The sequence below is a fragment of the Modestobacter sp. SSW1-42 genome (assembly GCF_046635825.1).
GTDB lineage: Bacteria > Actinomycetota > Actinomycetes > Mycobacteriales > Geodermatophilaceae > Modestobacter.
Genome location: NZ_JBISCA010000003.1, coordinates 342,908 through 364,841, shown reverse-complemented (window position 1 = coordinate 364,841; position 21,934 = coordinate 342,908). Strand labels below are relative to the sequence as shown.

General features: G+C 72.3%; 32 protein-coding genes and 1 tRNA gene. 14 read left to right on the top strand and 19 right to left on the bottom strand.

All coding sequences use genetic code 11. From position 1 onward, the window contains the following. Positions 1–59: 59 nt before the first annotated feature. The 4 genes from ACGBYP_RS12045 to ACGBYP_RS12030 all read right to left on the bottom strand — a co-directional run bounded on the left by ACGBYP_RS12045 (position 60) and on the right by ACGBYP_RS12030 (position 2,224). A complete protein-coding gene (locus ACGBYP_RS12045) occupies positions 60–254 on the bottom strand; it encodes a hypothetical protein (RefSeq protein WP_411584331.1) in 195 nt (64 codons plus the stop codon). 151 nt (positions 255–405) lie between these two features. Further along, complete coding sequence (locus ACGBYP_RS12040; RefSeq protein WP_411584329.1) at positions 406–981, bottom strand: hypothetical protein; 576 nt, start codon at positions 979–981, stop codon at positions 406–408. Between the two features lie 20 nt (positions 982–1,001). Beyond that, positions 1,002–1,760 (bottom strand): hypothetical protein, encoded by a 759-nt coding sequence (locus ACGBYP_RS12035; RefSeq protein WP_411584327.1) that lies wholly within the window; start codon positions 1,758–1,760, stop codon positions 1,002–1,004. Next, positions 1,760–2,224, bottom strand: a complete 465-nt coding sequence (locus tag ACGBYP_RS12030) for a helix-turn-helix domain-containing protein (protein WP_411584325.1) — start codon at positions 2,222–2,224, stop codon at positions 1,760–1,762. Before ACGBYP_RS12030 ends, ACGBYP_RS12035 begins: the two co-directional genes overlap by 1 nt. Positions 2,225–2,298: 74 nt before the next feature. Between ACGBYP_RS12030 and ACGBYP_RS12025 the strand changes: the two genes are divergently transcribed. Continuing rightward, positions 2,299–2,577 carry a hypothetical protein gene (locus ACGBYP_RS12025; protein ID WP_411584323.1) on the top strand — a complete coding sequence of 93 codons (279 nt, stop codon included), beginning with the start codon at positions 2,299–2,301 and terminating at the stop codon, positions 2,575–2,577. A gap of 11 nt (positions 2,578–2,588) precedes the next feature. Here the strand turns inward: ACGBYP_RS12025 and ACGBYP_RS12020 are convergent, their stop codons facing one another. After that, positions 2,589–3,971: a terminase large subunit domain-containing protein gene (locus tag ACGBYP_RS12020; protein WP_411585226.1), complete on the bottom strand. Its 1,383-nt coding sequence runs from the start codon at positions 3,969–3,971 to the stop codon at positions 2,589–2,591. A gap of 1 nt (position 3,972) precedes the next feature. Next, positions 3,973–4,368, bottom strand: a complete 396-nt coding sequence (locus ACGBYP_RS12015) for a hypothetical protein (protein WP_411584322.1) — start codon at positions 4,366–4,368, stop codon at positions 3,973–3,975. A 137-nt stretch (positions 4,369–4,505) separates the two neighbouring features. On the opposite strand from ACGBYP_RS12015, the gene ACGBYP_RS12010 reads away from it, so the two are divergent. Next, complete coding sequence (locus ACGBYP_RS12010; RefSeq protein WP_411584320.1) at positions 4,506–4,778, top strand: hypothetical protein; 273 nt, start codon at positions 4,506–4,508, stop codon at positions 4,776–4,778. 184 nt (positions 4,779–4,962) lie between these two features. Here ACGBYP_RS12010 and ACGBYP_RS12005 read toward each other — a convergent pair whose 3' ends face one another. The 6 genes from ACGBYP_RS12005 to ACGBYP_RS11980 form a co-directional block, all read right to left on the bottom strand. Then, complete coding sequence (locus ACGBYP_RS12005) at positions 4,963–5,130, bottom strand: hypothetical protein (RefSeq protein WP_411584318.1); 168 nt, start codon at positions 5,128–5,130, stop codon at positions 4,963–4,965. 370 nt (positions 5,131–5,500) lie between these two features. Further along, positions 5,501–6,523 (bottom strand): AAA family ATPase, encoded by a 1,023-nt coding sequence (locus tag ACGBYP_RS12000; protein ID WP_411584316.1) that lies wholly within the window; start codon positions 6,521–6,523, stop codon positions 5,501–5,503. After that, positions 6,520–6,768 carry a hypothetical protein gene (locus ACGBYP_RS11995; RefSeq protein ID WP_411584314.1) on the bottom strand — a complete coding sequence of 83 codons (249 nt, stop codon included), beginning with the start codon at positions 6,766–6,768 and terminating at the stop codon, positions 6,520–6,522. The genes ACGBYP_RS12000 and ACGBYP_RS11995 overlap by 4 nt, the downstream gene beginning before the upstream one ends. Beyond that, positions 6,765–7,097, bottom strand: coding sequence for a hypothetical protein (locus ACGBYP_RS11990; protein WP_411584312.1), 333 nt, complete (start codon positions 7,095–7,097; stop codon positions 6,765–6,767). Before ACGBYP_RS11990 ends, ACGBYP_RS11995 begins: the two co-directional genes overlap by 4 nt. A 75-nt stretch (positions 7,098–7,172) precedes the next feature. Next, positions 7,173–7,415 carry a helix-turn-helix domain-containing protein gene (locus ACGBYP_RS11985; protein WP_411584310.1) on the bottom strand — a complete coding sequence of 81 codons (243 nt, stop codon included), beginning with the start codon at positions 7,413–7,415 and terminating at the stop codon, positions 7,173–7,175. Continuing rightward, a complete protein-coding gene (locus ACGBYP_RS11980; RefSeq protein ID WP_411584308.1) occupies positions 7,412–7,603 on the bottom strand; it encodes a helix-turn-helix domain-containing protein in 192 nt (63 codons plus the stop codon). The genes ACGBYP_RS11985 and ACGBYP_RS11980 overlap by 4 nt, the downstream gene beginning before the upstream one ends. 91 nt (positions 7,604–7,694) lie before the next feature. Between ACGBYP_RS11980 and ACGBYP_RS11975 the strand changes: the two genes are divergently transcribed. The 3 genes from ACGBYP_RS11975 to ACGBYP_RS11965 are packed head-to-tail and all read left to right on the top strand — an operon-like array spanning position 7,695 to position 9,669. Continuing rightward, entirely contained in the window at positions 7,695–8,189 is a 495-nt protein-coding gene (locus tag ACGBYP_RS11975) for a helix-turn-helix domain-containing protein (protein WP_411584306.1), read from the top strand. After that, on the top strand, positions 8,186–9,388 hold the full coding sequence (locus ACGBYP_RS11970; RefSeq protein ID WP_411584304.1) for a tyrosine-type recombinase/integrase: 1,203 nt from the start codon (positions 8,186–8,188) through the stop codon (positions 9,386–9,388). Before ACGBYP_RS11975 ends, ACGBYP_RS11970 begins: the two co-directional genes overlap by 4 nt. Positions 9,389–9,390: 2 nt before the next feature. Continuing rightward, entirely contained in the window at positions 9,391–9,669 is a 279-nt protein-coding gene (locus ACGBYP_RS11965; RefSeq protein WP_411584302.1) for a hypothetical protein, read from the top strand. A gap of 93 nt (positions 9,670–9,762) precedes the next feature. On the opposite strand, the gene ACGBYP_RS11960 is transcribed toward ACGBYP_RS11965, so the two are convergent. Next, a tRNA-Leu gene (locus ACGBYP_RS11960) sits at positions 9,763–9,850 on the bottom strand. Between the two features lie 87 nt (positions 9,851–9,937). On the opposite strand from ACGBYP_RS11960, the gene ACGBYP_RS11955 reads away from it, so the two are divergent. Further along, positions 9,938–11,266 carry a M20/M25/M40 family metallo-hydrolase gene (locus ACGBYP_RS11955; protein WP_411584300.1) on the top strand — a complete coding sequence of 443 codons (1,329 nt, stop codon included), beginning with the start codon at positions 9,938–9,940 and terminating at the stop codon, positions 11,264–11,266. A gap of 4 nt (positions 11,267–11,270) precedes the next feature. Here ACGBYP_RS11955 and ACGBYP_RS11950 read toward each other — a convergent pair whose 3' ends face one another. Next, the gene (locus tag ACGBYP_RS11950; RefSeq protein ID WP_411584298.1) at positions 11,271–12,353 is read right to left on the bottom strand and encodes a PP2C family protein-serine/threonine phosphatase; all 1,083 of its coding nucleotides are present in this window, start codon (positions 12,351–12,353) and stop codon (positions 11,271–11,273) included. A gap of 111 nt (positions 12,354–12,464) precedes the next feature. Then, on the bottom strand, positions 12,465–12,668 hold the full coding sequence (locus tag ACGBYP_RS11945; protein WP_411584296.1) for a DUF5703 family protein: 204 nt from the start codon (positions 12,666–12,668) through the stop codon (positions 12,465–12,467). 151 nt (positions 12,669–12,819) lie between these two features. Between ACGBYP_RS11945 and ACGBYP_RS11940 the strand changes: the two genes are divergently transcribed. Continuing rightward, positions 12,820–13,074 (top strand): hypothetical protein, encoded by a 255-nt coding sequence (locus ACGBYP_RS11940; protein WP_411584294.1) that lies wholly within the window; start codon positions 12,820–12,822, stop codon positions 13,072–13,074. A gap of 84 nt (positions 13,075–13,158) precedes the next feature. Here the strand turns inward: ACGBYP_RS11940 and rpsD are convergent, their stop codons facing one another. Continuing rightward, on the bottom strand, positions 13,159–13,764 hold the full coding sequence (gene rpsD / locus ACGBYP_RS11935; protein ID WP_411584292.1) for a 30S ribosomal protein S4: 606 nt from the start codon (positions 13,762–13,764) through the stop codon (positions 13,159–13,161). 67 nt (positions 13,765–13,831) lie between these two features. On the opposite strand from rpsD, the gene ACGBYP_RS11930 reads away from it, so the two are divergent. After that, positions 13,832–14,605, top strand: coding sequence for a DUF2470 domain-containing protein (locus ACGBYP_RS11930; RefSeq protein ID WP_411584290.1), 774 nt, complete (start codon positions 13,832–13,834; stop codon positions 14,603–14,605). A gap of 48 nt (positions 14,606–14,653) precedes the next feature. Here ACGBYP_RS11930 and ACGBYP_RS11925 read toward each other — a convergent pair whose 3' ends face one another. The 3 genes from ACGBYP_RS11925 to ACGBYP_RS11915 are packed head-to-tail and all read right to left on the bottom strand — an operon-like array spanning position 14,654 to position 17,904. Next, the gene (locus ACGBYP_RS11925) at positions 14,654–14,920 is read right to left on the bottom strand and encodes a GlsB/YeaQ/YmgE family stress response membrane protein (protein ID WP_411584288.1); all 267 of its coding nucleotides are present in this window, start codon (positions 14,918–14,920) and stop codon (positions 14,654–14,656) included. A gap of 57 nt (positions 14,921–14,977) precedes the next feature. Next, positions 14,978–16,924: an AAA family ATPase gene (locus ACGBYP_RS11920; RefSeq protein ID WP_411584286.1), complete on the bottom strand. Its 1,947-nt coding sequence runs from the start codon at positions 16,922–16,924 to the stop codon at positions 14,978–14,980. Beyond that, positions 16,921–17,904 carry an aldo/keto reductase gene (locus ACGBYP_RS11915; protein ID WP_411584284.1) on the bottom strand — a complete coding sequence of 328 codons (984 nt, stop codon included), beginning with the start codon at positions 17,902–17,904 and terminating at the stop codon, positions 16,921–16,923. Before ACGBYP_RS11915 ends, ACGBYP_RS11920 begins: the two co-directional genes overlap by 4 nt. A 163-nt stretch (positions 17,905–18,067) precedes the next feature. On the opposite strand from ACGBYP_RS11915, the gene ACGBYP_RS11910 reads away from it, so the two are divergent. From ACGBYP_RS11910 to ACGBYP_RS11885, 6 genes are all read left to right on the top strand, one after another. Continuing rightward, on the top strand, positions 18,068–18,895 hold the full coding sequence (locus ACGBYP_RS11910) for an undecaprenyl-diphosphate phosphatase (protein ID WP_411584282.1): 828 nt from the start codon (positions 18,068–18,070) through the stop codon (positions 18,893–18,895). A gap of 135 nt (positions 18,896–19,030) precedes the next feature. Continuing rightward, complete coding sequence (locus ACGBYP_RS11905) at positions 19,031–19,729, top strand: histidine phosphatase family protein (RefSeq protein WP_411584280.1); 699 nt, start codon at positions 19,031–19,033, stop codon at positions 19,727–19,729. Positions 19,730–19,739: 10 nt separating this feature from the next. Further along, positions 19,740–20,291, top strand: coding sequence for a DUF3090 family protein (locus ACGBYP_RS11900; RefSeq protein WP_411584278.1), 552 nt, complete (start codon positions 19,740–19,742; stop codon positions 20,289–20,291). Between the two features lie 25 nt (positions 20,292–20,316). Beyond that, positions 20,317–21,195 (top strand): SCO1664 family protein, encoded by an 879-nt coding sequence (locus tag ACGBYP_RS11895; RefSeq protein ID WP_411584276.1) that lies wholly within the window; start codon positions 20,317–20,319, stop codon positions 21,193–21,195. A 146-nt stretch (positions 21,196–21,341) separates the two neighbouring features. Next, the gene (locus ACGBYP_RS11890; RefSeq protein ID WP_411584274.1) at positions 21,342–21,500 is read left to right on the top strand and encodes a hypothetical protein; all 159 of its coding nucleotides are present in this window, start codon (positions 21,342–21,344) and stop codon (positions 21,498–21,500) included. A 4-nt stretch (positions 21,501–21,504) separates the two neighbouring features. Next, positions 21,505–21,891, top strand: coding sequence for a VOC family protein (locus ACGBYP_RS11885; protein ID WP_411584272.1), 387 nt, complete (start codon positions 21,505–21,507; stop codon positions 21,889–21,891). Positions 21,892–21,934 lie beyond the last annotated feature (43 nt).

Below are 21,934 nucleotides of genomic sequence, written 5' to 3'. Positions count from 1 at the left end.
TCACCGCCGGGCCCGGCAGCAGGCGACCGGGTCGTGTCGCGATCGCGTGCTGCACGCGGTCAGTCACCGGTCACCGTCGCGGCGGCCGGGTGGATGGGGCGGCGGAGGAGCAGGACGTGCTCCTCGGTCCGGCTGGTCTCCGTCTGCTCGACCAGCTCGATCGGAGCGACAACCTCCCAGCCGTCCGCGCCGAGTGCGTTCAGCTCAGGCAGCGGCGACGAGGCCGACGTGTGCCGGTACTCCCAGCGGTTCATGCCAGTCCTTCCGGTACGTAGATGAGAGGGGTGCCGGGGCGCAGGTGACCCTCACCGCGAAAGGAGGGAAAACGGCGTCCTGCTGTCACCTTGGGTCCCGCAGCTGCCATGCCAGACCGCTGCAGGCGGCTTTGACGCCCCGGCACCAAGATCAGATGGATCGGTAAGGAAGCTCCGCGAAGACGACCTTGTCGGGGAGACGGGTCGGCTGATCGCCGCGCTCGTGAGCTGCGGCATCCGCGTCCAGCTGGGCCAACTGGCGCTCGAGCCCGTCGATCTCAACCCGGTGCACCTTCCGGATGGGGATGGAGTACTCAAGACGCTCGCCGGGGCCGGCTGACGGCTCGTGCCACGTGTAGTCGACGTTGTCCAGCTCCTTGAGCTGGCGCAGCAGGTCGTCGACCTTGGCCTGATGCGCTTCGGCCCTACGCGTCGCGGCGGCCAGCTGGTCACGTACCTCGTCGGCTCTCGCCCGGGACACGTTCGCTCGAGCCGTCCGCAGCTGCCGGGTCGCCGCCTCAGCAGCCGCACGGGCGCCGTCGATGAGGAATCGCAGCTCCTGCGCGTCCACGGCCAGCGCGCGGGCCAGCGTGCCGGTCTCATCAGCCAGGACTCGGTCGCCGGCGGACGCCTCCAGCGCGGCCAAGTCGGCCTGCTTCTGCTCCGCCTCGGCCTGCCAGCGGACCACTGCCTGCTCCAGGCGGGAGACCTCGGATTCGGCCTTCATCAGGGACCTCATGAACCGGCTCACCCGCCCCATCGCGGTCGCTCCGACTCGAGCACCTCGAAGAACCCACCACGGCCGGCCTTCGTCACGAAGTCCACCGAGGTAGCGGGCGGGACGAGTCGAGTGATCTTGCGGACGTACTCGCCGCCGACCTCTCCCATTTCGATGTCCCCGCTCGCTCGCAGGCTGACCCCAATGACGCCGGCCATAGACGCCAAGAGATCGGCGTGATTGGGCAGCAGCATCGCTTCAGCCACCAGGGCGCCACCGGTCCAACGTGCGTCAGTGACGAGCACCCCGGCAAGGTCACGCACGGACCCTTCTGGCCGGTCGCGCTGCTCGCTCGCCGACGGGTGATCGACCATCATGTGCAGGCCCGTCGGAAACACACGCTCGCGCGCCGCAGCCTCCAAGACGGCCGGCGCGTAGTACCCACTTGCGCCCATCCCCGGCGTCGCGATGGTGACTCGGATGCGGCGCCCCGTCATGGCCGTCGGCTTGACCGCAGTTGCCTCGGTCAGCATTACTCGGCCACCGGTAAGCGTCCCTGCCGACTCCTGCAGCCGCTGTCCGAGCTTGGCGCGTTCCTGCGCCGCCTCGGAGGCGGTGATCCGGCCGAACGTCTCCGCGGACAGGATGTCTAGCTCATCGGCGAACCGAGGCCCAGAGCCAGGACTGATGCGCGCCTTGATGCTGGCGTCAATCGGGGCCCAGAACTGCCGCTGCGCCGCCTCGCTCGCCTGCACCTGTCGGGCGTACAGCTGCCAGTCCCTGGTCATCAGGCAGCCCTCGTCTCGCGGAAAGCGGCGACCGACGCCCGGGACACCCGCACCGAGCGGGGGTTCACCCGACGGCCGGTCAGCAGCCCCTGCTCCAACCAGCGCAGCACCGTGCGCGACTGGACGTTCAGCATCGCGGCTGCCTCTGCCGTGGATAGCTCTTCGTCATGCTCAGACGATCCCGCGATGTCCGACGTCAGCGTGTCCGTCTGTCCGACGTCAGACATGAGGAACTGCCGGTGCCAACCGCCCGTGAAGGCGAGGTCGTCGAGTTCCTTGAGCACCGTCGCGCGTGCCTCAGGAGGGAACATCGGGCTAGGGCGCAGCCCGGACACCCACGTGCGGAAGTCTGCTTTCATCGGCGTCCGCAGATACACGTCCAACACCCACGCCGTGACCGGGGACAGGCCCACCGGAGTTGGGCGGCGGGCAGGAAATTCGGCCGACTGACCCATGCGGTCCATCAGCGACCACCCGCCACGGCGTGTCGAGCCCGTTCACGCGGCTGGACAGGGCGCGCCTTCGTCAAGCTGCAGCCATGACTCAGTGGGCATACATGCTCGTGACCTCCGAGGTCACCAACTCCGGCGTTGAGATCAAGGTGGCGGACGCCCCCAACTACCAACTGGGCACCGTCGATCCCGACGGTAAGGGCATGGAGGAGCTGCGCGTCTTCGACCAGCTCGGCGAGGAAGGCTGGGAGCTCGTGAGTGTCGACGAGAGCGACAACCGGTCGAGGTACTGGATGAAGCGCCTTGTGCCAGAAGAGGGCGTTGGTGAGATAGGCGAAATCCCGAACATCTCGCTGGGCATCTAACGTCTGCGCGCTCACCAGCTGCCGCCGATGCCGACCTCGCGCATGAACTCGTCGAAGTCGTCCTCGTCGTCGTCGGTCCACGCCGTCGTCGGCGCCGGCGGCAACTCATTGCCGCCCAGCTGCAGTACGGCCAGGCACAAGGCCATCGCCAGGTCGTCGTGGCCCACCCGATCCGGCACCGCAATCCGCATCAGCCCGGACTCGGTGCGCTCGAACTCCAGCGCCGCCAGCTGCCGCAGAAGTGCGGGGTGTTGCGGCAGCTCAAGCCGGTCCTGCTGCATCAGCAGCTGCACCAGGCCGAAGCCGTCCTGCTTCAGCTTCGCCGTCGTCTGCACCGGGACCACCGAGGGGCGACCACGCAGCGCCAGCTGCTGTGCCAGCTGCAGCGTCGGGTAGTCGCCCACCCCGTTCGTCTCCGCCGCCAGGGCAGCGAACGGGAACAGGCAGCCCACCTCGACCAGGCGGTCGATCCACCGGTCGTAGGACATGCTGAAGTGCTCCTCGAGCCAGAGCACCCGGTAGCGAGGTCGGCCGCGGTCATCGACTGGTGCAGGGGCACGGCCGATCACCGCGAGCGTGTTCGCGTCGTGCCGGGCGCCCCAGTCCACGCCACCCACCACGTTGGCGTGGCCGCCCGGGTAGCTCTCCGGCGGCACGAGGTCGTACTCCTTCGTGGCCTCGGCCAGCTCCACCGACGTGAAGAACGCCCCGACGTCGTCGGTCCACTCGGCAAGGAACTCCCGAGCGAAGTAGTGCGGCGCCTCCTGGCCCCGGATCTGTTCCAGCAGGTCAGCGTCCACCATCGGACTGACCGAGCTCGGCCAGTGCCAGGCCTCCACCCGCTCATCCGGCGACGTCATCCCGCGTTGCCACAGCTGCCGGAAGAAGTGGTCCGGCTTGCCCCACGGCGTGCTGGCCAGGATCACCCTCGACCCGGGCCGGGCGATGATCGACGGCTCAGCCGCCCGCCAGACCTCCGGGTCGATGAAGCCGGCCTCGTCGACGATGAGGAGGTCGATGCTGCCGCCGCGGATCTGCCGCTGGGACGCCGGCACCGACCGGATCACGCTCCCGTTGGACAGGACCAGGGCGCCCTTGGTCTCGTCGAGCACCGACCCCTTCAGCAGCGGGGACGACGTCGCCAGGTCGGCGCACTCCTCGAGCAACCGCCGGGATGCCACCTCGCCGGCGCTGACCAGCAGCACGTTGTAGTTGCGATGCGTCGCTGCCGCGTGCAGCGCGATGACCGCCAGCCCGCGGGACTTGCCGACCTGACGGCCAGCGCAGACCACCCGGTAGCGGGCGGAGGACCGGGCGAACGCCAACTGGTGCGGCCACAGCGGCTCACCCAGCAGCTGCTCGGCGAACGCGCCGGGGTCCAGTACCGCGGACATCTCACTCACCGTCGATCACCCGCCCGCCGGTCGCACGCTCGTGCTGCTCCCGTAGTCGGGTCAGCTCAGCCACAGCGTCAGCAGCGCCAGCGGACGCCACGTCGCGGCCCAGACGGGCCCGGGACATGGGGTCCAGCCCCAGCCGGGCACGCTGCGTCGTCGCCCTAGCCTCAGCCCGGTGCAGCAGCAGGTACGCCGCCTTCACGGCCTCGCTCTCCAGGTCGCCCAGCCCGTCACCGGTCACCTCGCCGGCCCGCTCGAGGTACTCGGTCAGCAGCTGCACCTGCGCCTCGGCGCGGGCCCACGCCCACAGCGCCGGCCGATGCACGGGAGACAGCCACGTCACCGACGGGTCGGCCTCCACCAGGGCCACTAGTTCGGTAGCCAAGGGGTCCACCCTCCGAGGGGAGTAGGCACCGTGGCGGGTGGACAGCTCGTGCCCGGGCTGGAACGGGGGGCGCTGGCCCGGGAAGGCGGGAGTCCACTCGTCTCGCCCCGTGGGCGGTTCGCCGGTCATCGACTTACGCTCCCGGCATGGCTGACGACGACGTCCTTGCCCAGGTCCTCCGCGCCGCCGGCGCCGAGGACGGGTACGAGCTGCGGACCTTCCATGTCGAGCGCGGGCAGCGCACCGTCCAGGTGACAGTCATGGACGCCGGCCCAAGCGCAGGAGCCCAGCGGTACATGGTGGAGCTCCGCGAGGCCGCGGGGCCGGCGCCGGATGGGCCGTACAGCATGGGTAACCCGGCTGGCAGCATCGACGAGGCGCTCAACATCGCCCACTGGCAGGAGTTCGGGCCCGCGTAGGTCGTGCGTCGCCGCGCTCATCGGGGTACCGCCGGCAGACCGGCGAACACTCGCAGGCAGCGCACCATCTGGTCCGGCGCCGAGGACTCGCCGCGGTCGATCCGTGCCAGGCGGGCCTGCACCTCGGTGACGGCCTGCTCCCACCACTCGCGCTGTCGGCGCTCGGTCGTGTGCCAGCCGCCGCTCACGCCAACCCCCACTGCTCGGCGTTGGCGATGATCCGGCGCCAGGTGCGCAGCTGGCGGCCAGAGGCACGCATCTTGCCTCGCTCCACCGCAGCCAGCTGACGGCGGGCATCGGCAACTGTCGCCGCCCATACCTGGGCCAGAGTCGGCTCCTGCTCGGCGGTCACGCGTGCACCGACCGGGTGAGGGGGGACTGTTCATCCCGCGCTGATCGAGGACCGACCACTTTGCTGACCTGCACGGACGCCTGCTGAGCGACAGCGCAGGCGGCGATTGCTACCCGCAGCGATACCCGGCGGCCTCCGAACGGGCGCGACAGGGCCCGCTCGTGCACGTGCGCGGCATGTCCGCACATCGCCAAGCCAGCCGCCGTGGGCAGGTGACGCGTCGTGTCGCTGCTCATCGCCTGTCGTTCCGGGAACGCCAGGAACGTTCCTGAGGTACAGACATGGGGGCGGTGTTCCGCGTTCCCCCCGACGTAGGAGGGGGAACGGGGAACGCTGCCAGTTGCCCGTGATTCCGGGGTTGTTGAGGTACTCATGCTGAGCGCTGTTCCTTCCATGCTGCGAGGGCCTTGGTCGCCCGGTCGGAGCCCCAGCCGAGGCGGGTCTTGACGTCTCGGACGGAGGTGGGTTCGGGGTCGAGTGAGTCGAGTTCGGCGATGTCATCGACGGACGCTCGGCCGCCGGTGGGGACGTCGGTAGCGGCGTCGGGGGAGGTGACGCGCCAGCTGGCGGTGCCGTCGTCGTGGGCGGTGAGGATGAAGCGGCCCGCAGGCGGGTTCTTGCCGACGTTGGGGCAGTGCGCGCGCAGCCCACCCGTGCGGTCCTTGTGGACGGTGAGGCTGGCTGCGCCGCCTTGTCCGGGCACGAAGGTGTCGGTGAGGGTGACGCGGAGGTTGGCGCCGTTGACGGCTCGCCGCTTGGCGACGGTGCCCGTCTGCCCGTGGGTACGGGCGTCCTCGGACTTGGGCATGTGGTCGATTGCGATGACGGCCGCGCCGGCTTGAGCCATGGCGGTGAGGACGTCGCGGTGCGCGGTGCTGTAGTCGTCGGGGGAGTTGGACGACAGGCCGAGCATCGGGATGACTTCGCCGAGGCTGTCGACGATGGCGACGGCCGGGCGCCATCGCTGCATGGAGGCGACGACCGCCCGGAGTTCTTCGGCGTCGTCAGGTTCGTGCAGCCGGAAGCGGGTGGGGTCGGCGAGGTGGTGCGGGTGCGCCCCGAGCAGGATCAGACGGCTGACGATCTCGGCGGCGCCGTTGTGGTCGACGTCGAGGATGGTGACCCGCCGGCCCTCGTTGAGCGCCTCACTGCAGGCGGCCATCGCGATCATGGTCTTGCCGCACTCGGGGTCGCCGAAGAGGACGTTGACCTTGCCGTCGTAGAAGAGGCAGTGCCCGTCTTCTCGGCGCATCAGCCGCGGCGCGGGGGGCTTGGGTAGTCCGCCGGCCAGGAGCGCGGCAACGTCGACGTAGAGCCGTTCGGGGGCGGCAGCATCGGGCTCGTCAGTAGATGGTGCCGGCGGGGCCGTCCAAGGGTCCTCGATGAGGGTCACCTGTCGACCGCCGTGAGCTCCACGACGCGGCGGTCCCGGTGCTCGAGGAGGGCCAGGAGGTCGCCGACGCGGTCGACGGGGATGGTCAGGCAGTGCTCGATCGGGCACCACATGGAGGCGCAGTCGAGCTCCAGGAGGAGCTGTCGTAGGCCGTACCCGCGTAGCCAGGCGCTGCGAGAGCCGCACTTGATGGAGACCGTGGCGCGGGTGGCTGGCTCCTCGAAGAGGGTGGGAGTCCAGGTCATGCGGCGGGCCGCCGGGGGAGGACCGCCGCGTAGCGCTCGGGGTAGCGAGCCAGCGCCTGCGCGACGTCGGGCGACGGCAGGCCGGGCAGCCCCTGGCGCTGCAGGTACAGCAGGGCGGCGGCGCAGCGGTCGAGCTCGCTCCATCCCCGGCGGGTGTCCGGAACGGGCTCGAAGGGGTCTCGACGGCCGTCCGGAAGGGGCTCGCAGCGGGCGGCGCCAGCGCGGCGGCGTCGCAGCTGAAGACTCAGTCGCTCGACGGGGGCAGGGCTGGGATCACGGGTGGCGGCCGCGACCGGGGGGTCGACGGGGTCGCTGGGCAGTACACTCATGGGTAGTTGCTCCAGGTGGATGGAGTGGCGGTGGTGGGCGGCGGCCGGTCCCAGGCCCGGGACTGACCGCTCCTGCTAGAGGCCGACGACCGACTTGAGCGGCGTCTTGGCCGGCTCGGTGGTCTCGGCATCGCTGGCGCCCAAGAGGGCGAGCAGCGGTAGGCGAGGGATGAGCAGGCGTCGGCTGATGCGCAGGCTGGGCAGCTGGCCCTCATCGCAGGCTCGGCTGACGGTTCGGACGTCGACTCCGAGGACACTGGCCACATCGGTGACGGTGAGCGCCGCGGCCTTGCTGTTGCAGAGGTCGTCGAGGTTCATGCCGCTTCCCTGTCAAGAGCGAGGCGACCGTCGAACCAGGCCTCCACGTCGGCTCGGCGGTAGAGGATGCGCCTGCCGACGCGTACTCCTGGCGGGCCAACCCGTCGGAACCGCCAGCTCCGGACGGTGCTTGCGTTGCTGCGCGTGAGGACGGCCAAGTCGTTGGTGGTCAGGTACTCCGGCGTCATGCCGTTGCTCCATTCGCAGAAGCTGCGGATCTGTCACCATGGAGTCTGCTGGCGTTGACACGCGTTGCGCTAGTCGCATACCCTGCGATTTATGCAGGAACTACCGGCGGAACCCTTTGTGCATCCCGTGCGAGACCCGAACGTCCCCTACGACGAGGACGAGTTGGCCGGCATCAAGTCGTCGACGGAGTCGCTCGCGGAACAGATCCGGTGGGCCATCCGCGATCACCGTGAGCACCTGGGCTGGTCCAAAGTGCGCCTGGCGACTGAGCTGAGGACCCTCGGCGTCGACCTACGCGACGAAGCCATCGTGCGAATTGAGCAGGGGACCCGTGCCGTGCGAGCCGTCGAGCTGTGGGCAATCGCAGCTGCCTTCCGGGTGGAAGTGGATGCCCTCTACGGAGACTCCCCTCCGGTCTGGAGCCTCGACGAACGCATCAGGCAGGTTGAGGCGCACATCAGTTGGGGGAAGAACCGCGTGGCCCACCTGATCCAAAGCACGGCAATGGCTGAGCAGGAGATCGAAGACGACCGCAAGGTCCTGGCTCGACTCAAGAGGCAGCGAGACCAAGAGGTTGAGTCATGAGCGCGCCCCGCCGCAGGCAGGCCGGGGAGGGCAGCATCAGCGAGTACGTCACGAAGGCCGGCCGACGGTTCTTGATCAAGTACTGGGTCACGACGTCGGACGGCACCCGCAAGCAGACGATGAAGCGCGGCTTCCTGACCCGCCAGGCGGCCGCCGCAGCGCTCCGAGAGCAGATCAGCTCCGCCGAGAAGGGGCAGTGGGTCGAGCCCAGTAAGCAGCGACTGGATGCCTACCTGGCCGAGTGGGTGGCCGGTCTGCGGCTGAGCCCTTCCACGATCGCGTCGTACGCCAAGAACATTCGGCTGCACGTCAACCCCTACCTCGGGAGCACCGTCGTGTCCCGACTGACGGGCGCCTCGGTGAACGTGTGGATGCGGAAGTTGGAGGCGTCCGGGCGCGCCGACAACAAGGGTGGCCTCTCCCCGCGGACGACCCGATACGTCTTCACCATCCTGCGTTCGGCGCTGAGCGACGCGGTGAAGGAGGGCAGGCTGACCGTCAACCCGACCGACCGGGCGACGCCTCCTAGCCCGAAGGAATCGCGGCCGCCTGAGATGCAGGCATGGACCGCGGCCGAGCTCGGCCGCTTCCTGGGATGGGCTGATGCCCGCGACCGTGAGATCGCCATGGGCTGGCGACTGCTCGCAGCGACGGGGATGCGTCGCGGTGAGGCTCTCGCCCTGCGGTGGCGTGACATCGACCTAGACGCAGGCCGGCTCGCGGTGCGACGCAGCGTCGGGATCGTCAACACCAAGGGGTCAGGGGAGCAGGTGATCGAGGGCCCGACCAAGACCGGGCGGTCGCGGGTGATTGATCTCGACTCGGGAACGATTAGCGCCCTGCGGGCCTACCGGGCGACCAGAGGACTGCTAGCGCTCGACCTCGTCCGGGACTCTGCCTTGGTGCTCGGGGACTTGGACGGCAGTCACCGCCACCCGGAGCGGTTCTCGCGTCGGTTCAACGCCTACGTCGCGCACGCCCGGAAGGCGCTTGGGCCCGACCAGCTGCCGGCGATCCGTCTGCACGACTTGAGGCACACGCACGCCACCCTTCTGCTCGCCGACGGCGTCCCGGTCAAGGTGGTCAGCGAGCGGCTGGGGCACGCCAGTCCGACGATCACCCTGTCCGTCTATGCGCACGTGCACCCCGGCATGGGACGCCAGGCCGCCGATCGCTTCGCCGCACTCCTCGGAGGATGACCATGAACGCCGACGCAACCGTGCGCACCGCTGACCTTGAGGCAGCCCTGGACTACCTCGAAGGGCTTGTGACCATCCTGCGCACCTTCCACGCTGACCAGCGTGGCCGCGAGGACCGCGACGAGCTGCTGGCCCAGCTCCAGGCGCTGGAGGGCCTGGGGATGAAGTGGGAGCCGCTGCGATACCAGGAGGGCGTCGGCCAAGGATGGGAGTCCGTCGCCCAGAACGTGGCGGAGCTGCGCGAGCGCCTGCTCGGTCCCTACACGGAGGCTGCGTTGTGACCTCTCAGGTATCAGCGCGGTATCGCCGGGCTGGTCGGGGCCTGGAAATCACAGCGCCCCAGGTTCCTGACCTGCAGGTTCCTGGGGCTCAGCTGGTGTCCGAGGGGGGACTTGAACCCCCACGCCCGATAAAGGGCACTAGCACCTCAAGCTAGCGCGTCTGCCATTCCGCCACCCGGACAAGGTGGGCGCCCCGAAGAGCGCCGTGGATGAGCATAACCGAGGCTCCGCCGGGCTCCGCGCTGGGGCCGGTGGCAGGATCGGCGGCATGTCGCAGCCCAGCCCCACCCCGCTCGCCGGTGCCCAGTCCGAGGTCGCCGAGCTGCTGTCGGAGCTCATCCGGATCGACACCACCAACACCGGGGACACCGCCACCAGCGCGGGGGAGCGCAAGGCAGCGGAGTGGGTCGCGGCCAAGCTCGACGAGGTCGGCATCGACAGCGTCATCCACGAGTCCGAGCCGGGCCGGGCCAGCCTGGTCGCCCGGATCGAGGGCACGAACCGCGACCGCCCGGCCATGCTCGTGCACGGTCACCTCGACGTCGTCCCGGCCGACCCGAGCGAGTGGAGCGTGCACCCCTTCGGCGGGGAGGAGCGCGACGGCTACGTCTGGGGCCGCGGCGCGGTCGACATGAAGGACATGGACGCCATGACCCTCGCGCTCGTCCGCGACTGGGCCCGCACCGGCGTCAAGCCCGACCGCGACATCGTGCTGGCCTTCGTCGCCGACGAGGAGGCCGGCGGCAAGAAGGGTGCCCACTTCCTGGTCGACGAGCACGCCGACCTGTTCGAGGGCTGCACCGAGGCGATCAGCGAGGTCGGCGGCTTCAGCATCACCGTCCGCGACGACCTGCGCCTGTACCTGGTGCAGACCGCGGAGAAGGGCCTGGCCTGGATGAAGCTCACCGCCGGCGGCCGGCCCGGGCACGGCTCCTTCGTCCACGACGACAACGCCGTCACCCGGCTGGCCGAGGCCGTCGCCCGGATCGGGTCGACCCGGCTGCCCACGGTGCTCACCCCGCCGATGCGGGAGTTCCTCGACGCGGTCAGCGACGCCTACGGCATCGAGATCGACCCGGACTCCCCGGAGGAGGCCCTCGCCCGGCTGGGCAGCATCAGCCGGATGATCGGCGCGGCGCTGCGCAACACGGCCAACCCCACGATGCTCGACGCCGGCTACAAGGCCAACGTCATCCCCGGCACCGCCAGCGCCACCATCGACGGCCGGTTCCTCTACGGCCAGGAGGAGCAGTTCGAGGCCCAGCTGGACGAGCTGATCGGCGAGGGCGTCACCCGCGAGTGGATCACCTACGACCAGGCGGTCGAGACCACCTTCGACGGGCCCACCGTCGACCTCATGGTCGAGGCGCTCAAGGCCGAGGACGCCGGTGCCCGCCCGGTCCCGTTCACGATGAGCGGCGGCACCGACGCCAAGAGCTTCGAGACCCTGGGCATGCGCTGCTTCGGCTTCTCCCCGCTCAAGCTGCCCGCCGAGCTGGACTTCGCCTCGCTGTTCCACGGCATCGACGAGCGCATCTCCGTCGACTCGCTGCACTTCGGCATCCGCGTGCTGGACCGGTTCCTGCGCCAGGTCTGACGCCTCAGGCGCGCACCCGGACGGCGAGCACCGCGACGTCGTCCGGGACCGCGCCGGCCATCCCCTCCAGCAGGGCGTCGCACAGCTCCTCCAGCGGCCGCCCGGCCAGCGGGGCGAGCGCCTCGACCAGCCAGGCGGTGCCCTCGTCCAGCGTGCTGCCCCGGCGCTCGACCAGGCCATCGGTGTAGAGCAGCACCGTGTCGCCGGGGGACAGCTGCACCGTGTGGTCGGTGCGCGGCACCTTCGGGCTGATCCCGAGCAGCAGGTCGGTCGGACGGCGCAGCACCGCCACGGCGCCGTCCGCGCCGGTCAGCACCGGCGGGGGGTGGCCGGCGTTGGACCAGGTCAGGGTCGTCGACCCGCCGTCCGGCTCGCGGCGCAGGGTCGCCGCCGTCACGGTCATCAGGGTCTCGACCCGCAGTTGCAGCAGGGCGCGGTCCATGGCGTCCAGCACCGCGGCAGGGGAACTGCCGACGGTCGAGGCGATGCCGCGCAGCACACCGCGGGCCTGGGCCATGGTCGCGGCCGCGGCGACGTCGTGCCCGGCCACGTCGCCGATCACCAGCATCGTGGTGCCGTCGGCCAGCGGGAACGCGTCGTACCAGTCGCCGCCCACCTGCGCGTGCTGCATGGCCGGCAGGTAGCGCACGGCCATCTCCACCCCGGGGACGACGGGTGGCTCGGTGAGCAGGCTGCGCTGCAAGCTGGCCGCGAGCTGGACGGCGGCGCGCGAGGTGGCCGCCTCGGTGTTGAGCCGGGCCAGGGCCTCCTCCCGCCGCAGCCGCAGCGTGCAGGCGAACACGGCCAGGACGCCGCTGACGACCACGCCCAGGATGCGCAGCGACTGGGCGAAGGCGGTCTCTGCGGTGTACTGGTCGCCGTAGACGCCCAGCAGGACCGCCAGGGCCACCGCGGCCAGGCCGTAGGCGATGGTGGACGCCCGGCCCATCAGGATCGCCGCGACCAGCGGGGCCATGGCCAGCAGGCCGATCACGACCTGGCCCGGTCCGCTGATCACGTCCAGGACGACGCAGAAGGCCAGGACGCCCAAAGGCAGCAGGTGCCGTCTGCTGACCCGCCGGTCCACGCCGAGCCCCCACCTCTCGTCCGACTCGGCCGGCCAGGCGGCAGCGGCGAGGGACGGCAGCCTATCGCCGGGGCGGGTGGGCGCCCGGCAGCGCGCGTGAGGGCGAGCGGATCAGATCATCGGGCGGGGCAGGTACGACAGCCGCATCCGCCGCCGCATGACCACCTTGCGCGAGCCGTCGGCGAACGCCTGGAGGCGGGCGAGTTCCCAGCCACCGGTGTCGGACTGCATGCTCATCAGCTGGGCCGCGGCCGACCGGGAGATCCCGGCCGGCAGGCGCAGCGGGGCGTACTCGTACTCGCCGGGTGATGACACCCGCCCGATTGTGCCTGCCGGACGCCCGCCGGTCACGTGGTGCTCACCACCCGGTCGCCGCCCCGGGTGTCGTCCGACGGCCGTCCGGGCAGGGGAGGACGGCGAGGGCGCCGGCAGCGGGCCGGGCCCACCGAGCAGCCAGGAGACCACCGTGACCGATCCGGAAGCCACCGACGCCGACCGCCAGGAGCAGCTGCAGGACGCCGTCCCGGGCAGTCCGGAGCTGGCCGCCGAGGCCGCGCCGCCGGCCGACGACGTCCCGGAGGCCGACGGCATCGAGCAGCAGCTGACCGCCACCCCGGGTGGCACCAGCGGCGTGCGCAGCGGGGACGCCGAGGCCGACCAGTACGACGTGCTCGAGCAGCAGGCCGACGCCGGCGGCGACGAGGACGAGTTCCGCGGCTGAGCCCCGTCGGCGGCCGGGGGAGCTGCCCGTGGCACGCCCCGGCCCGTGCGCCTGCGGGCGCACGGGCCGGGGCGGTGCAGCGGGTCAGCGGGAGTAGTGCTCCACGACCAGCTGCTCGTCGCAGATGACCGGGACCTCGTCGCGGCGCGGCCGGCGGAGCACCGTGCAGCGCAGCTGCGACAGCTGCACCTCCAGGTAACCCGGGGCAGCGGCGTGCGCGCCGGAGGCCGCGACCTGGAACGGCGGCTTGGTCTTGCTCTTCTCGGCGATCTCGACGACGTCGTAGGGCTGCACCTGGTAGCTGGGCCGGTCGACGCGCGCGCCGTTGACCAGCACGTGCTGGTGGCTGACGACCTGCCGCGCCTGGTAGATGGTGCGGGCGAAGCCGGCCCGCAGCACGGTGGCGTCCAGGCGGGCCTCCAGCTGGTGGGTGATCAGCTCCTCGCCGGTCTTGCCACCGCTGCGCCTGGCGCGGTCGAAGGCCGAGCGCAGCTGCGTCTCGCTGATGTCGTACTGCGCGCGCAGCCGCTGCTTCTCCTTCAGGCGGGTGGAGTAGTCGCTCGCGACGCGGCGCTTGCGGCCGTGCTCACCCGGCGGGTAGGGGCGGCGCTCGAAGTAGCGCACGTCCTTGGGGGTGAGCGGGATGCCCAGCGCGCGGCTGCGGCGGACCTTGGGGCGGGAGCTGTTCACAGGACCTCCGTGTTCGGTTAGGCTCACCTTACCCCGATGACGAGTCGGCCCGAGCCCGGAGTGCCGCATGACACGATCGATCCGCCCCGCCGCCCTGCGGCCGAGCGCTGCCGAGCGCGCCCGCACCGTCGCCGGCCGCCCGGCCGCCGCCGTCTGTGCCGCCGGCATCGACGGCAGCCGGGTGCTCGCGCACACCATCACCGCCCACGGGCAGGTGCTGCTCGTCGTCCCGACCGACGGGGAGGTGTGCACCGCCGTGCGCGCCTCGGCAGACGGCGACCTGGCGGCGCTGCTGATGGTCACCGACCACGCGCCGGTGCCGCTGCACGACGCTGTCCGCGCGCAGGTGTGGCTGTCGGGCTGGCTGACCCCGGTCGAGCCGGCCGACCAGCAGGAGGCGCTGCTGGCCTTCGCCGACGTCGCCCCGGTCGGTGCGCTGCTCGACGTGGGCTCGACCGCGACGCTGCTGTCGCTGGACCTGGCGGAGGTGGTGCTGGGGGAGTGCGGCGCGGTCACCGAGGTCGACCCCGACGACTACCTGGCCGCCGTCCCCGACCCGCTCGCGGCGGTGGAGGCGGACATGCTGCAGCACCTCGACGCGTCGCACCCCGAGCAGCTGGCCCTGCTGGCCTCGCGGGTGCCGGCGGAGTGGGCCGGCGGCGGAACCGTGCGCCCGCTGGGGCTCGACCGGTTCGGCTTCCGGCTGCGCTTCGAGCAGCCGGCCGGGCACCACCGCGACGTGCGGGTGCCGTTCCCGGCGCCGGTCACCGGTCCCGAGGACCTGGGTGTGGCCGTGCAGCGGCTGCTCTGCGCCGCGGAACGCGCCTGCCCGGGACGCTGACCAGCAGGTCGGCGCCCCGGGCAGGGGTGGAGCGGGGGACGGGGTGCGTCAGCGCACCGAGCGGCGGCCGCTGCTCATGCCCTCGGCGACGCCGATCAGCAGGACAGCGGCGACGATCGCCACGATGGCGCCGAGGATGTTCAGCTCGAAGTAGCCGCCGGTGCCGAAGAACTTGGCGACGAAGCCACCGATCAGCGAGCCGACGACACCCAGCAGCAGGGTGGCCAGGATGCTGAGGTTCTGCTTGCCGGGCTTGATCAGACGCGCGAGCGCGCCGACGACGAGACCGAAGACGAGGAAGCCGATGATGCCCATGGCAGCGATGGTTCCCTCAAGATCAACGGGTCAAACGCCGGTCACCTGATCGGGTGGTCACTCGGCCATCTCCGCCAGCAGCGTCGCCAGCCGCGTGCGCCGCGGCCGGACGTCGACCTCGCGGACGGCGCGGGCCAGCGCGGCACCGCTGGCGTGCACGATCGACAGGTGCTTCTGCGCCCGGGTGAGCGCGGTGTAGACCAGCGGCCGCGACAGCATCCCGCCGGCCTCCGGGGGCAGGACGACGACCACGCCCGGCCACTCCGAGCCCTGCGCCCGGTGGACCGTGATGGCCCAGCCGTGCCGCAGGTCCGACAGCGCCGAGCCGTTGACCGTGACCGGGCCGGAGCTGAAGTCGACGTTCAGCGAGCCGTCGCCGGTGCCGGTGACCACGCCCACCTCACCGTTGGCGAACCCGATGGGCTCCAGGTCCAGGTGGTTGGCCGTGGCCACCACCCGGTCGCCGACGTCGAAGCCGAAGACGGTGCCGTCGCCGGGGTTCAGCGCGGCCTTGAGCGCCTTGTTCAGCTCGATCGTGCCGGCCGGCCCGCGGTGCACCGGGGTGACCACCTGCACCGTGGCCGGGTCGATGCCCAGCGCGCGCGGGATGGAGTCGGTGACCAGCTGCACCACCCGCCGGGCCGCCTCCGCACTGCCGGTGGCCGGCACGATGACGACCTCGCGGTCGGGGGACTCGACCTGCACCAGCTCCCCGCCGCGGACGCCGGTGGCCAGCCGGGCGATCGCGCCACCGGCGGCCTGCCGGTGCAGCGTGGTCAGCTCGGTGACCGGCACCGCACCGGAGTCGATCAGGTCGCCGAGCACGTGGCCGGGGCCGATCGAGGGCAGCTGCGCCGGGTCACCGACCAGCAGCAGGTGCGTGCCGTCGGGGCAGGCCTCCAGCAGCGCCGCGGTGAGCTCGACGTCGAGCATCGAGGCCTCGTCGACCACCACCACGTCGGCGTCCAGCGGCCACTCCTCGTTGCGGGCGAACCCGCCGGTCATGCCCTGGGCGCCGAGCAGCCGGTGCACGGTGACCGCCGGGTGGTCGGTGAGCTCCTCGAGCCGCTTGGCCGCCCGGCCGGTCGGGGCGGCCAGCGCCACCTCGGTGCCCTTGGCCTCCAGCAGCTTCACCAGCGAGGCGACCGTGCGGCTCTTGCCGGTGCCCGGCCCGCCGGTGAGCAGCGAGATGCCCGCGCCCAGCACCTGGGCGACCGCGGCCTGCTGCGCCGGGTCCAGCCCCTTGGCCACCGAGCGCACCGACGCGGGGTCCGCGATCCGCCGGCTCGTGGCCGCCAGCCGGTGCACGTTCTCGGCCACGGCCTCCTCGGCCATCCCGAACCGGGCCAGCGACAACGTGCGCAGCGACGGGTCCGGCTCGGGGAACTCGTCGTCGTCCTCGTCGGGCTCGACGAACGGCGGCTCGTGATCGAGCACCTCGCCGGACTCGACGGCGGCGAGCACCGCGGCGGCCGGGTCGGCGATGCCCTCGGCCTGCAGCGCGGCCACCACCAGGTCGGCCGGCAGCACCGTGTGCCCGTCGCGGGTGGCGGTGCGCAGGGTCAGGGAGACGATCGCGCGGCCGCGGCGGGAGTCCTGCCGGTCGGCGCCGGACAGCACGGTGATCGCCAGCCGGTCGGCGTCGGCGAGCGTGACGCCGTTGAGGCTCAGCAGCGCCCACGGGTCGTCGCGCAGCCGGCGGGCGGCGTCCGGGCCCAGGGTGTCGGCGGAGCTCACCGCCAGCCGGGCGTTGAGGCCGGCGCCGACGAGCAGCTCCACCACCTCGTAGGTGGGGCCGGCGGCCAGGAAGGAGCTGAACAGCCGCTCGGCGCGCTGCCGGCCCACCCGGGGCAGCTTGAGCAGCGTGTCGGCCGAGACGTCGTCGGGGCTGGTGATGCCGGCGGCGGGCAGCTCGGCCGCGGCGCGCTTGCCCAGGCCGGGCCACAGGCCGGCGGCGCAGAAGGCGGCGAAGACCGGGTCGCCGGTCGGGGAGGGGGTGCTCATGAGGGATCCGGCCGCTGGTCGGGATAGGAGAAGTGCGGCGCCGAGACGTCGTCCAGCGCGGTGACGATGGCCGGCGGCAGCCGCACGCCGTCGGCGTCCAGTGTCTCCTGCAGCTGCGCGGCGGTGCGGGCGCCCACGATCGGGGCGACGACGCCGGGCCGGTCGCGCAGCCAGGCCAGGGCCACCCCCAGCGGGCTGGTGCCCAGCCCGTCGGCGGCGGTCACCACCGCCTCCACCACGCGGTCAGCGGTGGGGGAGTGCAGCCGGGAGAGGAAGCCCTGCCACTGCGGGGACGCCGCCCGGGAGTCCTCGGGGGTGGCGTGCCGGTACTTGCCGGTCAGCAGCCCGCGGCCCAGCGGCGACCACGGCAGGACGCCCAGCCCCAGCGCCTCCGCGGCCGGGGCGACCTCGCGCTCGATGCCGCGCTGCAGCAGCGAGTACTCGACCTGGGTGCTCACCACCGGGGTGCGACCGGGCCAGGCGCGCTGCCAGGTCGCGGCCTGCGCGGTCTGCCAGCCGGAGAAGTTGCTCACCCCGATGTAGCGGGCCCGGCCCGAGGACACCGCGAGGTCGCAGGCGGCCAGCGTCTCCTCCAGCGGGGTCGCGTCGTCCCAGGCGTGCAGCTGCCACAGGTCGACGTGGTCCAGGCCCAGGCGCTCCAGCGAGGCGTCGAGCGCGGCGAGCAGGTGCCCGCGGGACGCGCCTCGGCCCATCGGCCCCGGGCCGGTGCGCCCGGCGGCCTTGGTGGCGACCAGCACGTCGGAGCGCGGGACGACGTCGGCCAGCAGCCGCCCGAGGGTGCGCTCGCTCTCGCCGTCGGCGTACACGTCGGCGGTGTCGACCAGCGTCCCGCCGGCGTCGACGAAGGCGGTGAGCTGCATCGCGGCCTCGTCCTCGTCGGTGTCACGGCCCCAGGTCATGGTGCCCAGACCGAGCCGGGAGACCACGAGCCCGCTGCGCCCGAGCGCCCGCTGTTCCACGACCGGTCAACCTACCGTCGTCCACCGACGGGACCGCCCGCCGACGCGTGTCCCCGGGGCGGCGTGCGCGGTGCTGACAGCCGCAACCCCTAGGGTGCCTGCCGTGCCATGCCGTCTCGCCGTCCTCCCGTCCGCCCCCGACCTCGCCCGGCTGGGCTGACCGGTGGGGTGGTTCGAGGCGGCGTTCCTCGGTCTGGTGCAGGGGCTCACCGAGTTCATCCCGGTCAGCTCCAGCGCCCACCTGCGCATCGTCGGTGACCTGTTCGGCTGGGACGACCCGGGCGCGGCGTTCACCGCGATCATCCAGATCGGCACCGAGGTCGCGGTGCTCATCTACTTCCGCGAGGACATCGCCCGGATCATCAAGTCGTGGGTGGGCTCGCTGCTGCACCGCGACCGGCCCCGCGACGCCGACGCCCGGATGGGCTGGCTGATCATCATCGGCAGCATCCCGATCATCGTGCTCGGGCTGCTGCTGCAGGACCAGATCGAGACCACGTTCCGCGACCTGCGCATCGTCGCGATCGCGCTGGTGCTGTTCTCGCTGATCCTCTACGCCGCCGACCGGATGAGCAGCGGCAAGCTCGAGCTGCCCGACCTCACGCCCCGGCACGGTCTCGTCTACGGGTTCGCCCAGGCGCTGGCGCTCATCCCCGGTGTCTCCCGCTCCGGCGGCACCATCACCGCCGGCCGGTTCCTCGGCTACTCCCGGGCCGCGGCGGCGCGCTACTCGTTCCTGCTGGCCATCCCCGCCGTCCTGGGCTCGGGGCTCTACCAGGTGCAGCAGTCCCTCGACGGCGGCATCGAGTGGGGCCCGACCCTGCTGGCCACCGTCATCTCGTTCGCCGTGGGCTACGTCGTCATCGCCTGGCTGCTGCGCTACCTGAACAAGGGCAGCTTCACCCCCTTCGTCGTCTACCGCGTCGCGCTGGGCCTGCTCATCCTCGTGCTGGTCGGCGCCGGCGTCCTCGACCCCGACTCCGGCGCCTGAGGGAGGCCGAAGGACCTCCTCGCCCCACCACTCGCACGCTCTCGGCGGTGGAAGGACCCCGTCCCCCTCATCCCTCGCGAGCTCGGGACGAGCCTCTGGACGGGGCCTGAGGGGGCCGGAGCATAGGGTCGGTTCGTGACCACCGTCATCCTGCTCAGGCACGGCCGGACGACGGCCAACACCGCCGGCGTCCTGGCCGGGTGGACCCCCGGCGTCCAGCTCGACGAGACCGGGCAGGGGCAGGTGGCCGCCGTCGCCCAGCGGCTGTCGTCGGTACCGCTGGCGGCGGTGGTGAGCAGCCCGCTGGAGCGCTGCCGGCAGACCGCCGGCGCGGTCGTCGCCGGCCGCGAGCTGGAGCTGCGGACCGACGACCGGCTCGGCGAGGCCCGCTACGGCGACTGGACCGGCCGGCCGATCAAGGAGCTGGCCAAGGAGCCGCTGTGGAAGGTCGTGCAGCAGCACCCCTCCGCGGCGGTGTTCCCCGGCCCCGAGGGGGAGGGGCTGGCGCAGACCCAGGCGCGCGCGGTGGCCGCCGTCCGCGAGTGGAACGCCACGCTGGGGCCGGACGCCGTGTGGGTCGCCTGCAGCCACGGTGACGTGATCAAGGCGGTGCTGGCCGACGCGTTCGGCATGCACCTGGACTCCTTCCAGCGCATCGTCGTCGACCCCGCCTCGATCTCGGTGGTCACCTACACCGACACCCGCCCCTTCGTCGTCCGGGTCAACGACACCGGGGGCGACGTCGCGGCGCTGATCCCGCCGAAGAGGAAGCGCGGGCGGCGGAAGTCCTCCGACGCGGTCGTCGGCGGCGGCGCGGGCTCCGGCGCCGCGTAACCTGACACCCGTGCCTCGTCAGGTCTTCACCTTCGACCGTCCCACCCGGTTCGTCGCCGGCACGGTGGGCCAGCCCGGCGACCGCACCTTCTACCTGCAGGCCTCCGACGAGGCCGGCCGCACGATCAGCGTGGCGCTGGAGAAGTCGCAGGTGCAGGTGCTGGCCGACCGGATGAGCGAGCTGCTCGACGAGGTGGCCACCCGCGCCTCCGTCGTCGTCCCGCCCGACGCCGACGTCGACGACCTCGATCCGCTCACCGCCCCCGTCGACGAGGAGTTCCGGGTCGCCGCCATGGGCCTGGCCTGGGACGGCGAGGCCGCGGCCGTCGTCGTCGAGGCCGTCGCCGCCGGCGAGGAGCCGATCGAGGAGGACGTGATCCTCTCCGACAGCGACGAGGGCCCCGACGCGCTGCGGGTCACCATCACCCCGGCCGCCGCCCGCGCCTTCGTCGCGCGCGCCCGGCGGGTCATCTCCGCCGGCCGCCCGTCCTGCCCGCTGTGCTCGCTCCCGCTCGACCCCGCCGGGCACGTGTGCCCGCGGCAGAACGGCTACCGCCGCTGACCCGCGGCCGGCAGCCGGCGGCTCGGTGACGGGCCCACCCGACCCGGGCTCCGGCCCACGCGACGACCGGCTGGAGGACCCGTTGGCCGAGGACGAGCCCGTCGCCGAGTACGACGAGGACGAGTACGACGACGACGGCGACGTCGTCGAGCTGGACCTGACCACCTTCGACCACGGCGACCGCCGGGCCCCCGACGGGCCGGAGGAGGTGGCCACCCTGCTGCGCGACGGCGAGCTCGACCTCGAGGGCCGGCTGCTGGACGCCAGCAACGTCACGCTCATCGCCGCCATCCGCACCGCCACCCTGGGCGCGACGTGCGTCTACAAGCCGGTGGCCGGCGAGCGGCCGCTGTGGGACTTCCCCGACGGCACCCTGGCCGGTCGCGAGATCGGCGCGCACCTGGTGTCGGAGGCGACCGGGTGGGCGGTCGTCCCGCCCACCGTGCTGCGCGAGGGCCCCTACGGCACCGGCATGGTGCAGCTGTGGATGGACGCCGACCCGGCCGTCGACCTGGCCGAGTTCGTGCGCGCCGACGACCCGGGGCTGCGCCGGATGGCGGTGTTCGACGCGGTGGTCAACAACGCCGACCGCAAGGGCGGCCACATCATCCCGATGCGCGACGGGCACGTGTACGGCGTCGACCACGGCATCTGCTTCTCCGTCGACCCCAAGCTGCGCACGCTGCTGTGGCGCTGGGCGGGCAAGCCGCTGCTGCTGGAGCACCTGGCCGTGCTGGAGCGGCTGGCCGAGCAGCTGCGCGGGGACCTGGGGGAGCAGCTGCACGAGCACCTCACCCGGCGCGAGGTCCGGCGCACGCAGCAGCGGGTCGAGGACCTGCTGCGCACGCAGCTGCACCCGCAGCCCAGCGGCGACTGGCCCGCCCTGCCCTGGCCGCCCTTCTGAGGTCCGCCGGGATCAGGTGACCTGATCGTGCCTGCTCCTGGCTCACCTCCGGCGGTGAGCCAGGAGCAGGCACGGTGAGCCCGGACATCGGGTCGCCCGGTGCGGACGTCGTTGCCCGGCGGTCCCCGGGGTGCCACGGTGACCCGGTGCGCCGTCCTCCCGCCGTCCTGATCGGGCTGCTGCTCCTGGCCGTGCTGATCGCGGTCGTGCTCTGGGTGGCCGTGCGGGAGGGCGACCTGGAGCGGGGGCCGGGCATCGAGGGACAGCCGGCCGTTGCCCCCGGCGGGGTCGCGCTGGTTGGGTGAGCCGGTGCCGCACCGCAGCCGCCTCGCCGTCCTGCTCATCGACCTCCCGCCGGAGCTGCACGACCGCGGCCAGCACTTCTGGTCGGCGGCCACCGGCCACCCGGTCGAGCGCGAGCCCGGCGACGACGTGTGGTCCTCGCTGGGCTCCTTCGCCGACGGCTTCCACCTGGAGGTCCAACGCACCGGCCCGGGCACCGCACCGCGCTGGCACGTCGACATCGAGACCGACGACGTGCACGCCGAGGTCGCCCGGCTGGAGGCGCTCGGTGCCCTGCGGATGGCCGACATGGGCGGCTTCTGGCAGATGAAGGACCCCTCGGGCCTGCTGTTCTGCGTGGTCGGCGTGCAGACCGGTGAGCAGTTCGACAGGTACGCCACCCGCTGGCCCTGAGCACGCCCGACCTGGGCCGATGCGACCGGGTGCCGTGCGGAGG